This is a genomic window from Acinetobacter sp. UBA3132, from assembly GCF_002364825.1.
In the GTDB taxonomy this organism is placed as follows: Bacteria; Pseudomonadota; Gammaproteobacteria; order Pseudomonadales; family Moraxellaceae; genus Acinetobacter; species Acinetobacter schindleri.
Genome location: NZ_DEZM01000185.1, coordinates 1 through 12543, shown reverse-complemented (window position 1 = coordinate 12543; position 12543 = coordinate 1). Strand labels below are relative to the sequence as shown.

The window sequence follows — 12543 nt, the reverse complement described above, 5'->3', positions numbered from 1 at the left end:
CCGTGTGATTGTCGATCATGCACAAGCCGGTGCTTTAGGTGTCAGCATTTCTGAAATTAACAGCACCATGAGCATGGCGTGGGGTGGTTCGTACATCAACGACTTCCTTGACCGTGGTCGTGTGAAAAAAGTGTACGTTCAGGGTGAAGCCAGCTCTCGTATGATGCCGGAAGACCTGAACCAGTGGTATGTTCGTAACAACCGTGGCGAAATGGTACCGTTCTCTGCATTCGCAACGGGTGAATGGACCTATGGTTCGCCTCGTCTAGAACGCTATAACGGCGTATCTGCAATGAACATTCAGGGTACACCGGCACCGGGCGTGAGCTCAGGTGATGCAATGCGTGCGATGGAAGAAATCATTGCCAAGCTTCCTGAAATGGGCATGCAAGGTTTCGACTATGAATGGACTGGTCTGTCTCTGGAAGAACGTGAGTCTGGCGCACAGGCACCATTCTTGTACGCGCTTTCACTGTTGATCGTGTTCCTGTGTCTGGCTGCATTGTATGAAAGCTGGTCAATTCCATTCTCGGTTCTTCTGGTTGTACCATTAGGCATCGTGGGTGCATTACTATTGACCTTTGGCGGTATGATTCTGTTTAAAGACCCGAACCTGTCGAATAACATCTACTTCCAAGTAGCGATTATTGCCGTGATTGGTCTGGCTGCGAAGAATGCGATTTTGATCGTAGAGTTCGCAAAAGAACTTCAGGAACAAGGCGAAGAGCTGTTTGAAGCGACCCTGCATGCAGCGAAAATGCGTTTACGTCCAATTATCATGACCACTCTTGCCTTCGGTTTTGGTGTACTTCCACTAGCACTTGCTTCAGGTGCCGGTGCGGGTAGCCAGCACTCCGTCGGTTATGGTGTCCTTGGTGGTGTAATCAGTTCGACTCTTTTAGGTATCTTCTTTATTCCTGTATTCTACGTGTGGATTCGAAGTATCTTTAAATACAAACCAAAACAACAAAATCAGGAGTACAAGTCGTAATGCAAAATATATGGTCTATTACAGGTCGTAGCATTGCGGTATCTGCCCTCGCGCTTGCTTTGACTGCATGTCAAAGCATGCGTGGCCCAGAGCCCGTGGCACAAGCCGACATTCCGCAAAGCTATATCGGTTCTGCCTCAGGCACTTCCGTTGCTGAGCAAGGTTATAAAGATTTTTTTGCTGATCAACGCTTGGTTCAAGTTATTGATTTAGCTTTAAACAATAACCGCGATTTACGTATTGCAGCGCTGAATATTCAGCGTGCACAGCAAGCGTACCAGATCACTGAAAATAATCAGCTTCCAACGATTGGTGCCAGTGGCAGCGTATTGCGTCAGGACACCATGAGTACACAAAGTCGTGGTGCAACGACAACCTATAATGTTGGTCTAGGCGTGACTGCCTACGAACTTGACTTCTGGGGGCGTGTACGCAGTTTGAAAGACAATGCTTTAGATACTTATCTGGCCACTGCGAGTGCGCGTGATGCAACACAAATCTCGCTGATCAGTCAGGTAGCACAGGCATGGTTAAATTATTCGTTTGCTAATGCTAACTTGAAGCTTGCCAATCAAACCCTGCAAACCCAGCTTGAGTCTTTTAACCTCAACAAGAAACGTTTCGATGTGGGCATCGACAGTGAAGTTCCTGTTCGTCAAGCACAGATTTCTGTAGAAACTGCACGTAATGATGTAGCGAACTACAAGACTCAGGTAGCACAGGCACAAAACCTGCTAAATCTACTTGTCGGCCAGTCTGTACCAGCGAATTTACTGCCAGCTGATCGAGTAACCCGGATTACTACAGCATCCGCTTTGGGTTCAGGTCTTCCAAGTGATCTGCTGGTGAACCGCCCAGACATCCGTACTGCAGAATATCAACTGTCTGCTGCAGGTGCCAATATTGCTGCTGCACGCGCCCGTTTATTCCCTACCATCAGTCTGACCGGTTCAGCGGGTTATGCTTCAGCTGACTTAAGCGATCTGTTTAAATCAGGAAGTTTCGTCTGGTCGCTGGGTCCTAGTCTGGATATTCCGATCTTTGATTGGGGTACACGTAGAGCAAATATCAGAATTTCAGAAACAGACCAGCAAATCGCGCTGTCTGATTATGAAAGATCGATTCAGTCTGCTTTCCGTGAAGTCAACGATGCACTAGCAGTGCGTCAGAACATTGGCGACCGTTTAGCTGCGCAACGTCGTCTGGTGGATGCAACCAATACGACTTATCGTCTGTCCAATGCCCGCTTCCGTGCTGGGATTGACAGCTATTTAACTGTCTTGGATGCACAGCGTACTTCGTATGCAGCCGAACAAGGCTTGTTATTGCTGGAACAGGCGAACCTGAACAACCAGGTAGAATTGTACAAATCTCTGGGTGGTGGTTTAAAAACCAATACCTCAGATACGATTCAATACCCGCCATCTACAGCTGAACGTAAACAGGCAAATCAGCAGTAAGTCTCGGTTTTCGATCTTATTGAAAAAGCTCACTTCGGTGGGCTTTTTTATTGCTTTTTATCATGGAGTTTCTTATCTTCAAAGGAACAGAATCAGGTTCTCTATCCCTTATGCTACTCAGTAATCTGGAATCCGTCCCGGGACATGTTATTAGCCGTCAAATCGATGTGGTCTATGGCAGTACGGTACGTAGTAAACACGTTGGCCGTGATTTGCTCGCAGGTTTGAAAAATATTGTTGGCGGTGAGCTGACTGCCTATACCGAACTTCTGGAAGAATCGCGCCAAGAAGCGATGAACCGGATGATTGAAAAAGCTCGTCAGATGGGTGCCAATGCAATTGTCGGCATTCGTTTCTCAACGTCTAACATCGCCCAAGGTGCATCTGAACTGTTTGTATATGGTACAGCGGTGGTAGTGGAGCCGAATGTTCCAAAGCTTCCAGATCCCTTCCCGTCAGCAGGTTAAGCTATGGATAACCTGATTTTTCAGTTTGTCGTTTTTGCCCTGCTGTTTTCGGTAGGTTTTGGCTTTGGTCGTTATTATGAACGAAAACATCTAAAAGAGCTGGCGGAACAGGAAGTACGGCTTGCTCATATTGTGCTGGATACTCACCGTTTTACAACTTCAGAATTTGAAGGTCAGCTGATTAGCTCCAATGTAGTGATTTCCCATGATTATTTTAAATATGTGATTGCCAATATTCAGAACATTTTGGGTGGACGTCTGGTCAGCTATGAAAGTATTGTGGAACGTGCACGCCGGGAAGCTGTTGTTCGCCTGAAGCGTGAAGCTGAGAAAATCGGTGCTACTCAGATTATGGGATTACGCTTGAGTACTACAGAACTGGGCATGCAAGGTGGAATGGTGGAAGTCTTTGCTTATGGCACTGCCATTAAAAAGCCTTAAGTCTTAGATTCAAAGTCTCTCAGTGAATAATATTCCATTCAGATGATCGATTTCATGCTGCACAATCCGTGCAGCAAAGCCACTAAATTCAGCATCAACCTGCACACCTTCCATGGTGTAATAACGCACCCGGATATCTTGTGCCCGGGCAACTTTGCCTCTTTGATCCGGTACACTCAAGCAGCCCTCTTCGCCCAGAACTTGTGCTTCAGAAACATGCACAATTTCCGGATTGAGCATTGTCACTGCTTCCATATACGGTGCCTCGGGATAACGCAGGTTTGGACGTGAAGCGACAATAATGATCCGCTTGGAAATATACACTTGCGGGGCAGCAATACCTACCCCCTGACGGTCAAGCATGGTATCCATCATGGATTTATTGAGCTGATACAGCCACTCACTGCCGAATTCAGAATCTGCCACAGCAGTTGCAACGAGTCCTAAAATTGCCTCACCTTGCCTGGCCACGGTTAACACAGTCATGTCAAATCTCTCTTTATTTAAGGCAGTTCCTCTACTTTTTATAGACCAGTTTTAGCGCCTTCCAAAGCAGATTTTTTTTGTAATCTGTATCACTGAAAACTTTTTAAACGAATCGCTTTATCAGCAAAGAACATCAATACGAACTAAAATAAGTCATCTCTATTTTTTAGTTCAGTTCTTTGCTCAATTTCAACTTTTATTATTCCAAAGCATTTTATAAATATCTTTTTTTATAACTTTTAGTTTATTTTGAGCAAAGAAAGATTGATTATTCAATAAAAAATGTTTCTTTTAAAATCAAATAAATACTCAGTAATGGATTAAGGATTTCAGCATGGATGCACCTCCGCGCCTCTCACAAGCAGATAAACACACTCTTGGACTTTCATCACTGGGCGGCGCGCTCGAGTTTTATGATTTTGTCATCTATGTGTTTTATGCCAAGCTCATTTCAGAGCTGTTCTTCCCCAGCACACTCAGTCCTTTCTGGGCCATGTTGAATACCTACGGCATTTTTGCTGCGGGTTATTTCTTCCGCCCATTGGGCGGTGTAGTGATGGCAAATTTTGGTGATCTAATTGGACGTAAACGACTGTTTAGCCTATCAATTCTGTTAATGGCACTACCTACTCTGATGATCGGGGTCATGCCGACCTTTGAAAGCATTGGTTATGCAGCGCCAATTCTGTTGCTGTTAATGCGTGTACTACAAGGAATTGCCATTGGTGGTGAAATTCCTGCTGCCTGGACTTTTGTTTCTGAACATGTCCCTGAGCGTCGTATCGGGATTGCTAATGGTGTGCTTACCGCAGGCCTGTCACTCGGGATTCTGCTGGGAGCCTTGATGTCACTCTTTATTTCCTTACAGTTCTCTGAAGCAGAAATTAAAGACTGGGCATGGCGTATTCCCTTTATCCTCGGTGGTATTTTTGGTTTTGTAGCGTTGTACCTGCGGAGTTACCTGAAAGAAACACCGGTATTTAAAGCCATGCAGGCCAAAAAAGAACTGGCAAAAGAATTGCCGGTGAAACAGGTTCTGGCAAAGCATAAAACCGGTGTCGTGATTGGAATGCTTTTTACCTGGTTCTTGACGGGCTGTGTAGTGGTGCTGATTCTGGCGATGCCAAACCTGCTGGTTGGTGCTTTTGGTTTTGAACGTGCCGATGCTTTCAAAATGCAAAGTGCGGCGATTGTGATGCAAATGGTGGGTTGTGTACTGGCAGGTATATTGGCCGATCGTTTTGGTGCTGGGCGTGTCATTCTGTTTGGTTCTCTTCTAGTTGCGACTATGGCGGGCATTTTCTATAACAGCCTAGGCCATGTTGCACCGTCAACCGTGTTCATGCTGTATATGTTGTTAGGTTTAAGCTCCGGTACAGTCGGGATGGTGTCTTACAGCATGGTGAAAATGTTTCCGGCACAGATCCGCTTTACCGGGATTTCTTTCTCTTACAATCTGGCGTATGCCATTGCCGGCGGAATTACCTTGCCACTCGTACAATGGCTTAGCCTGTATAGCAATATTGGTGCAATGTACTATGTCTGGACTGTATGTCTGGTGACCCTGTTCACTGCCCTGATTTACAGAAGTAAATTTGAAAAATCGGTAGTCTGATCAATAAAATATTGTGATAAAAAAGAGCCCAAATATGGGCTCTTTCTTTGACCTTCTTGCCATTTAGGCAGTCAGGCTTTTACGGATTTCATCTTCAATGATACTGATTTCAATCTGGCTAAATTTGCGGATTTCGCCTTCCGCATGTTTTTCCAGCATGCCGCCGACCAATGGCACCTTTACTTTTACGGTCCAGTCCAGTTGAAACTCAATCTGACGTTCATCACCTTTTACTGCGCGTTGGCAAGTCGCTTCGATTGGCAGGTTCGCACCAAGCTCCACTGTAGAAGTTAAATGTTCCAGATTACTGATGTCGGTACGTTGCAGACGAAAAGCATCACGTAACAGTTTTTTTGCGATATCTGGAATATTCACGTCCAAATTATATGCACGTTTCAAGGTATAGATTTCACCCTGTTTCTCAGAAACCAGAATCTCCATGTTCTGCGCCGGAATACGACGACAGACCGCTTCGTGCATGCTGATATCACTGACCAGACGTTTAAATTCATCAATAGAAACACCATTGATGTTTGCCTTTACAGTAAATTGATGTGCCATGTGGTTTTCCTTTTTATTTTTTAAATTGTGGATGTCGCTTGTATTGGGGAAGCTTATTATAAAGCCAAATTCAGAATCAGATAACTTTGCTGTATATCGAAAGTATTAAACTGAATTTCTGATCCAGAGTCATTATGCAGTGTTTAGGTAAATTAAGGCACATAAGTCAATCATCCACCTTTAACCACACTTGAGTTTTCACGCCACTACTGATGATCAGCTTGGCTCCGGGATAGTAAATGACAGCTTCAAACTCATCTGCACCATCATCCAGCCCAGAGGTATACCAAGTCGTACCTTTCGGAAAATCATTCAGCCAGGTAGCCTTATAAAAATCTGATACCGAATCAAACTGGAGATACTGCTGCGGCTGTGCCTGAATTTTCCATGCCAATTCGATAAAAAGACCCAGTTGGGCCTGCCGGAAGTCAATCAGCATTGTCGCGCTCCTGACAAAAGCAGATTTTAGCATGCTGACTGCTTGCGAATAACAGACAGGGATATTTGCACAGTGACATATGGCTGAGGATCTCGATCCTATAGAATATATGCACTGGCTTCATCAATAGACAAAAAAACAAGAATGAGGGCTATTAATAGTTAAGAAATTTATAGACCAAACAGATTGCATCAACCTGAACAGTTATCCGTATTCATTCAAAACTTTATTAGGCACAATGTGCATGGTCTGACTCGAAACGATGTTCATATCGATGTTCTTCTCCATGCCGGTCCACATGCGTATAGAAAACTCCGTAACGTCCCACATAATACTCGATGGATTGACCATAAAAATTCCAGTAAATAGACCACTCTCCCAAGTCCATTTTTCGGATCACACTATTGGTCTGCAACGGCATTCGATTCAACCATTTCTGCTGTAACCCTTCAGCCTGAGTACGCTCGGTAATGATCGCGGGCTGCTTGAATAACATTTTAGCGATATCATCGAACAGTTCTAGCTCATAAGCATCTACCGTCATAGCCAGTTCATGTGGCTTTTGTGCGTTAGAAATAGACGTTTGATCTTGGGAAGATGGCGGCACTGCTTCAGGCTTTAAGCGCTGACCATGATAGCGGGCTTTATAGATTTTGAAGGCGATTATCCAGGCAACATACATCACCAAAACACTACAGATAATAAGCATTACTTTGACCATAGGCTAAGCCTCTTATTCATTTTTCTTATCTTCAATCTGTAACTACAGATCTACTCAATTACAGTTCATTTACAAACCATAACATATTGATTAAAAAATACCCAACTTTAGTCATTTCAAAATATTTCGAAAAATTTATATTTCCCACTATAGGATAATTTCTTTAAATACTTCTAAAATATTTTTTATCCTGACTAAAGAATTTAGCTCTAACGGAAATGCGAATAAAAATCAATACACGCTGTCTAACAATTTAAACAAGCCACACAAATGCGCCACAGAAACGCTGTATAAAGAGTTTTTTTGCCGGAAAATTCCCTAAAAATATAACAATCCTAGACTTTCATTCATACTCTAGATGCTGCTAAATGAAACACTCGTTATTATTTAGTTTAGTTAAATTTGCCTTATGATTCGTGAAGGAAAGGTTCAGGATATTCCTCAAATTGTACATGTTGTTCATGACAGTATTCGCTCCTGTGTCATGGATCATCAACGTGAGGAAACCCGTATACAAACCTGGCTTGAAGCATTTACCCATTCCACTCTGATTGTGGAAATGCTATATAATGATTGCTGGGTGTATACCGTACATGACAGAGTGGTCGGTTTTCTGATGGTGAGTGATCAGGGAGAAATCCGCATGCATTATGTAAGTAGCGGTATGCAGCGCATGGGATATGGAACACAGTTATTTTATTACATGCTGGATTTTATGACGCCTAAAAAAATTGACCGTCTAGAAATTGAAACCACACGAACTGCATTGCCCTACTATACTAAACTTGGTTTTCAGAATATTTCTCCCCACATGCAGGATGAACCTGCGTTGCACCTGTTCAAAGCTTTATCTTCCAGCACCTATCCTCAGTTCTGATCAGGCTGCCACAGCCTTGCTTTTGATTTGGTCTCTACCTGCAAGTTTGGCTTCATACAGATGCTGGTCTGCTGTTTTCATTAGTGTATGAATATCCGCATAAGGATGATGAGCATCCATATAGGCAACCCCTATACTTACAGTAACATAATCTTTATCATCCCCGCGGTTATCATGCTCTAACTGTTCTGCACGTACTGCAAGCAGGACGATTTCAAGAATTTCACGGGCTTCCGCAATCGGCATATCATGTAATAGAATTGCGAATTCTTCCCCTCCGTAACGCGCTAAATATCCCTGTTTAGGCAGAACCTGCTGAATCACCTGAACCAGCCGTTGTAATACTTCATCACCTTTTAAGTGACCATAATAATCATTATATTTTTTAAAGTAATCTACATCGATCATTGCAAAGGACAAGGTCTGTTCAGGATGTTGAATGGTCTGATTAAACAGGCGCTGGATTTCTTCATTTAAGGCACGCCGGTTATAGGCGCCAGTCAATGCATCGACATTAATCTGATACTGCAGTTTGGTATTCAGTTCATGTAACTGTGCTGTTCTTTCTCGAACTTTCTGATCCAGTGAACTGTTCAAGATCATTAATTTATTATTCAGTCGCTCGGTATAGTAGGTTTGATGGGCATAATTACGAGATTGTTGAAACATAATGATCAAGGCATACAGGCTGGTCGAAATAAATGACAGATGCACGCTCTCAATTACATTCAGTAATACCAGATAATCATTAAGAAAGGTCACACACAGAAAGATGATGGCAAACAGGTTAGTGAACGAATATTCATCTCCTTGAGAAAGTGTCACATAAAACCCGTAAATAAAATTACCCAGTATCACCAGACCATAGATAACGCTATACAAAGCCAGACGCTCAAAAACTTCTGGTGTGCTAAACAAGGTTACTGCGATATTAAAAATCAATAATCCCGTCCCTACGTAATAAATTGAACGTCGGATATAACGCGGCTTAAACAGGTACATGTAGCTCAGGAAGAATAAGATCGCCAGAAAAGTGAAAAGATATTCTAGACGAGCACCCCATAGCCAACTGATTTTACTCACAATGGCATATGGATGCGGCGCAGAAAACAGATTATGCAGTGCCAAAAAAATAATAAATAAGCCAAAAATAAATACACTGCGGCTATTTCGCTCCACAGATCCGCGAAACAGGGAAAATAAAATAGTAAATAGTCCTACACCCAGCACTGTGCCACAGACCACGGCGATACTCATCATTTGCAGCATAAACTGTCGATTAATGGTCGCAGAGGGGCCAATTTTCAGAGGCTTTTCTAGCCCGCCATGTAAATTAGTATAGTTGGAAACCTGAATACTTAAGGTAAAATATTCATTCTGTGGCACAAAAGATGCGATCTTAGGTGCCTTTTCAGTCACCTGCCCTGTCGGGGTTTTACTGATTTTACCAAGACGCAGCAAGATATCCCCATTTAAATAAATGCTATAAGCACCATACTGACTCGGAATCTGAATCGCTAAACGTTGTCCGATAAATTTTTTGGGAATTTTAAAATGGCTAATAAAAGTGCCATAAGTGGCATTGGTTCCGGTGAGACTCTTGAATGAAGCTGGAAGTTCAACTACTTGTGATTCGAGTTCAGGATCTGGTTGCTCAATGAACTGACGTGGATAGAACTGCCATTTGCCTTGCAACAAGGTGGTACTATCTTCATCAAATTTTAGTTCGGTGACCTCATTCTGATGAGCTAGGAAATAAGATTCTGGAGCAGCATCATATTGAGCCCACACGATCCGTGTAGTCCCCATCAAAAATATCAGCATCAACCACGATGCCAATATCAGTATAATCCCCCTAAACCTGAGCAAAAAGGCCATCCTGTAGCTACTGTTATTAATTCTAATGTACGTGGAATGTTGGATATTGCCAATGATTTTTCATATAAAAAAGCAGGATAACCGACGAGCTATCCTGCTGCTGAATTCCTGACATATTGTACTGTTCAGAAAGTCACATAATATCAGTCACGTGTTTTAACGTCATACAGTTCGATTTCAAAAATCAGGTTGGAATTCGCCGGGATAATGTTCCCCATTTTACGTTCACCATAAGCCAGGTGAGCAGGTACGATCAGCTTACGTTTACCCCCTACTTTCATGCCCATAATGCCTTGATCCCAGCCTTTAATCACACGGCCAGTGCCGATGACCGTCTCAAAATAGTTGCCACGATCCAGCGATGAATCAAACTTGGTTCCATCTTCCAGCCAGCCAGTGTAATGCGTGGTAATCAGTGCACCTTTTACCGCTTCTTTACCTTCACCCACCACCAGGTCAATAATTTCTAGTTCTTTGGTCATCGCCCATATCCTTCATTTTGCAAATAGCACTAGTATAAACGCGATTGAGCCAAATTCCTCAGACTTTAACTGCAATGGATCAAAAGCTGAGTTCCTGAATCTTCTTATCCTGTAATAAATACTGGGTTAATTTCTGGTGATTTTTAGCCGAACCCATCAGGATCCAGCGGCCTGTGATCCGTCGGTCGATTTTTTGCTGGCTGGAATGAATGACTTTTAATTTGTATTGTTTAAACAGTTTTTCATAATGATCCGGCTCATGCTGCTCAAAAGGACAGACAATTTCGTAATTTCTTTCTTGATTCAGATGCTCAATCCCACGTTGCACGTAGACCAGTAGAACCAGTACGATCAGCACGATCACCGTTGCCCAGACACTTAACAGTTCATAGCCCGCACCGACTGCCATGCCCAGTGCAGCTGTCATCCAGATTGTGGTTGCAGTGGTAATACCAGAAATCCGGTTATCATCTTTTAAAATCACTCCGGCTCCCAGAAAACCTAGGCCAGTTAAGACATTGGCTGCCAGACGGTCGGGGTTGGCGACGCCGATTTTTAAGGAAATAATAGTAAATAGACAGGAACTCAGACTGACCATGATCATGGTGCGCAGTCCGGCAGACTTACTGTGATATTCCCGTTCTGCCCCAATAACTGCACCAATCACGACTGCTAACAGCAAATCATAAAGTTCATGATACATGCTTCGTCCCTGGAACTTATTATTCTCTCCAGATATACGAAATATTGGGGCGAGGATACAAGTCGAAACTTGCATCCTTGTGAGTTGTTATTGTAACTGTTCCCACTCAATTACAGCCTGTGCCTGATCGCCAATCAAAGTCCATTCACTATCCATGATGTTTAGCTGCAACTGCATAGTGCGTTCACACAGTTGTTGTACCGCTTCGGTACTGGCCGGAGACAGCTTCCAAACTTCCACATTGGATAGGGTCTTCAGTTTAGAACTGCGCTTGTACCATTCATCGACAGAAGTACCATAAGCCACGACTGCAACTTTCTTGCAACGGGCACTTGCCTTTTTGACCTTATCTTCATCGGGCAAGCCGACTTCGATCCACTGTATCAATTGACCGGTCAGGTCTTTCTCCCAGAGAGCAGGTTCATCAGTTTCAAACAGGTCTTTAGTAAATTCAAGCGCTACACCAGCAAAACGTGCATAAGCCAAAACACGCACCATTAGACGTTCAATGGTTTCCGAAGGATGCAATGCCATCGTTAACTGATAGTCTTCATAACGATGGTTATCCATATCGGCAATATTCAGGTCAGCCTTGTAAATCGTTGCTTTAAGCGCCATAACACAATCCTCAAATTTGGCGCCTAGCATATAAGATTTATATCGATTTTGCTGAACAGATTTATCGCCATGCCAGAAAATTTAGCTAGCAGAATGTCCTGCTTCCGCATCAATCCGGCATTGCATCAGCGCAGTTTCAAAATTCAGCCAGTCACGTTCAGTCTGGTAAATAATCTCGACCCGGTTATCAATACCCTTTTCTGCTGACTGATAGTTAAACTGCTCCGGATTAAAGTTAAAGCTTTTCCAGCCCTGATTGGTATTAAAAATCCCTTTAATACGTAGCCAGTCCTGCTGTTCACAGAGCAAATCAAGCAGATCATAAAAATCAAACTGCCAGCGTTTTGGCAACTTCCAGCCAGCCACTGCATAACCTTGGGCGGATTCCACATAATGATAAGGTAGCTGCTGGATTTTCACTGCAACCTCATCTGCACCAAGGGAACGCTGCTGTTTTAACAAGGTCTGAATCTGACGAACAGAACCAATATAGTCCTGCTTGAGCTGTTCAATATCAATCTGGCCATTTGCACTAAATAACCAGACCTGGTTATAAGCTTGGTACTCCTGCTGTAGCTGCTTCAAACTTTCCTGATCTTCTGCAGTCATTAAATCGGTATGTGACACAATGACAATATGTGCAGCCTTGAGCTGATCGGCATACAGGTTCTGGGTCGTCCAGACCTGATCATGCAAACGCGAACCATCGACGACAGTCATTAATGCCTGCATCTTCAGATGAGTCTGCCAGTGCGGTTCTGTGAGCTGTTCCAATAACTGCGCTGGATGCCCTAACCCGGTTGG

General features: G+C 43.4%; 15 protein-coding genes. 6 read left to right on the top strand and 9 right to left on the bottom strand.

Features of this window, described 5'->3' with window-relative positions; translation table 11 throughout:
* The 4 genes from B4033_RS09985 to B4033_RS09970 all read left to right on the top strand — a co-directional run.
* On the top strand, positions 1–991 hold a 991-nt coding region (locus B4033_RS09985; protein WP_286833575.1), incomplete at its 5' end, for an efflux RND transporter permease subunit.
* Positions 991–2451, top strand: coding sequence for a multidrug efflux RND transporter AdeIJK outer membrane channel subunit AdeK (gene adeK / locus B4033_RS09980; protein WP_286833574.1), 1461 nt, complete (start codon positions 991–993; stop codon positions 2449–2451). The genes B4033_RS09985 and adeK, both read left to right, overlap by 1 nt.
* A gap of 110 nt (positions 2452–2561) precedes the next feature.
* Positions 2562–2918, top strand: a complete 357-nt coding sequence (locus tag B4033_RS09975) for a YbjQ family protein (protein WP_048882385.1) — start codon at positions 2562–2564, stop codon at positions 2916–2918.
* A gap of 3 nt (positions 2919–2921) precedes the next feature.
* On the top strand, positions 2922–3359 hold the full coding sequence (locus tag B4033_RS09970; RefSeq protein ID WP_005222964.1) for a YbjQ family protein: 438 nt from the start codon (positions 2922–2924) through the stop codon (positions 3357–3359).
* Between the two features lie 9 nt (positions 3360–3368).
* Here B4033_RS09970 and def read toward each other — a convergent pair whose 3' ends face one another.
* Complete coding sequence (gene def / locus B4033_RS09965) at positions 3369–3845, bottom strand: peptide deformylase (protein WP_004891877.1); 477 nt, start codon at positions 3843–3845, stop codon at positions 3369–3371.
* A gap of 334 nt (positions 3846–4179) precedes the next feature.
* Between def and B4033_RS09960 the strand changes: the two genes are divergently transcribed.
* Complete coding sequence (locus B4033_RS09960) at positions 4180–5460, top strand: MFS transporter (RefSeq protein ID WP_286833572.1); 1281 nt, start codon at positions 4180–4182, stop codon at positions 5458–5460.
* A 63-nt stretch (positions 5461–5523) separates the two neighbouring features.
* Here the strand turns inward: B4033_RS09960 and B4033_RS09955 are convergent, their stop codons facing one another.
* The 3 genes from B4033_RS09955 to B4033_RS09945 form a co-directional block, all read right to left on the bottom strand.
* Positions 5524–6021 carry a DUF2505 family protein gene (locus B4033_RS09955; RefSeq protein ID WP_004814839.1) on the bottom strand — a complete coding sequence of 166 codons (498 nt, stop codon included), beginning with the start codon at positions 6019–6021 and terminating at the stop codon, positions 5524–5526.
* Positions 6022–6187: 166 nt separating this feature from the next.
* Positions 6188–6460, bottom strand: a complete 273-nt coding sequence (locus B4033_RS09950; RefSeq protein ID WP_108619379.1) for a hypothetical protein — start codon at positions 6458–6460, stop codon at positions 6188–6190.
* 229 nt (positions 6461–6689) lie between these two features.
* On the bottom strand, positions 6690–7181 hold the full coding sequence (locus B4033_RS09945; RefSeq protein WP_108675412.1) for a hypothetical protein: 492 nt from the start codon (positions 7179–7181) through the stop codon (positions 6690–6692).
* Positions 7182–7590: 409 nt separating this feature from the next.
* Here B4033_RS09945 and B4033_RS09940 point away from each other — a divergent pair, with 409 nt between their 5' ends.
* A complete protein-coding gene (locus B4033_RS09940) occupies positions 7591–8058 on the top strand; it encodes a GNAT family N-acetyltransferase (protein WP_005222973.1) in 468 nt (155 codons plus the stop codon).
* Here B4033_RS09940 and B4033_RS09935 read toward each other — a convergent pair whose 3' ends face one another.
* From B4033_RS09935 to B4033_RS09915, 5 genes are all read right to left on the bottom strand, one after another.
* The gene (locus tag B4033_RS09935; protein ID WP_286833577.1) at positions 8059–9906 is read right to left on the bottom strand and encodes a sensor domain-containing diguanylate cyclase; all 1848 of its coding nucleotides are present in this window, start codon (positions 9904–9906) and stop codon (positions 8059–8061) included.
* A 173-nt stretch (positions 9907–10079) separates the two neighbouring features.
* Entirely contained in the window at positions 10080–10418 is a 339-nt protein-coding gene (locus tag B4033_RS09930; protein WP_004891857.1) for an FKBP-type peptidyl-prolyl cis-trans isomerase, read from the bottom strand.
* A 79-nt stretch (positions 10419–10497) separates the two neighbouring features.
* Positions 10498–11121 (bottom strand): MgtC/SapB family protein, encoded by a 624-nt coding sequence (locus B4033_RS09925; protein ID WP_004814826.1) that lies wholly within the window; start codon positions 11119–11121, stop codon positions 10498–10500.
* An 87-nt stretch (positions 11122–11208) separates the two neighbouring features.
* Positions 11209–11739 carry a YaeQ family protein gene (locus tag B4033_RS09920; RefSeq protein WP_286833567.1) on the bottom strand — a complete coding sequence of 177 codons (531 nt, stop codon included), beginning with the start codon at positions 11737–11739 and terminating at the stop codon, positions 11209–11211.
* 81 nt (positions 11740–11820) lie between these two features.
* Positions 11821–12543 (bottom strand): GTP-binding protein (locus tag B4033_RS09915; protein WP_286833566.1); only part of this gene is annotated, 723 nt, incomplete at its 5' end.

Bases quoted from the DNA above. Each gene is read 5' to 3' on its own strand.
- B4033_RS09970 (WP_005222964.1), top strand. From the start codon at position 2,922: ATGGATAACCTGATTTTTCAGTTTGTCGTTTTTGCCCTGCTGTTTTCG.
- adeK (WP_286833574.1), top strand. From the start codon at position 991: ATGCAAAATATATGGTCTATTACAGGTCGTAGCATTGCGGTATCTGCC.
- def (WP_004891877.1), bottom strand. From the start codon at position 3,845: ATGACTGTGTTAACCGTGGCCAGGCAAGGTGAGGCAATTTTAGGACTC.
- B4033_RS09930 (WP_004891857.1), bottom strand. From the start codon at position 10,418: ATGACCAAAGAACTAGAAATTATTGACCTGGTGGTGGGTGAAGGTAAA.
- B4033_RS09925 (WP_004814826.1), bottom strand. From the start codon at position 11,121: ATGTATCATGAACTTTATGATTTGCTGTTAGCAGTCGTGATTGGTGCA.
- B4033_RS09920 (WP_286833567.1), bottom strand. From the start codon at position 11,739: ATGGCGCTTAAAGCAACGATTTACAAGGCTGACCTGAATATTGCCGAT.
- B4033_RS09950 (WP_108619379.1), bottom strand. From the start codon at position 6,460: ATGCTGATTGACTTCCGGCAGGCCCAACTGGGTCTTTTTATCGAATTG.
- B4033_RS09955 (WP_004814839.1), bottom strand. From the start codon at position 6,021: ATGGCACATCAATTTACTGTAAAGGCAAACATCAATGGTGTTTCTATT.
- B4033_RS09945 (WP_108675412.1), bottom strand. From the start codon at position 7,181: ATGGTCAAAGTAATGCTTATTATCTGTAGTGTTTTGGTGATGTATGTT.
- B4033_RS09940 (WP_005222973.1), top strand. From the start codon at position 7,591: ATGATTCGTGAAGGAAAGGTTCAGGATATTCCTCAAATTGTACATGTT.
- B4033_RS09960 (WP_286833572.1), top strand. From the start codon at position 4,180: ATGGATGCACCTCCGCGCCTCTCACAAGCAGATAAACACACTCTTGGA.
- B4033_RS09975 (WP_048882385.1), top strand. From the start codon at position 2,562: ATGCTACTCAGTAATCTGGAATCCGTCCCGGGACATGTTATTAGCCGT.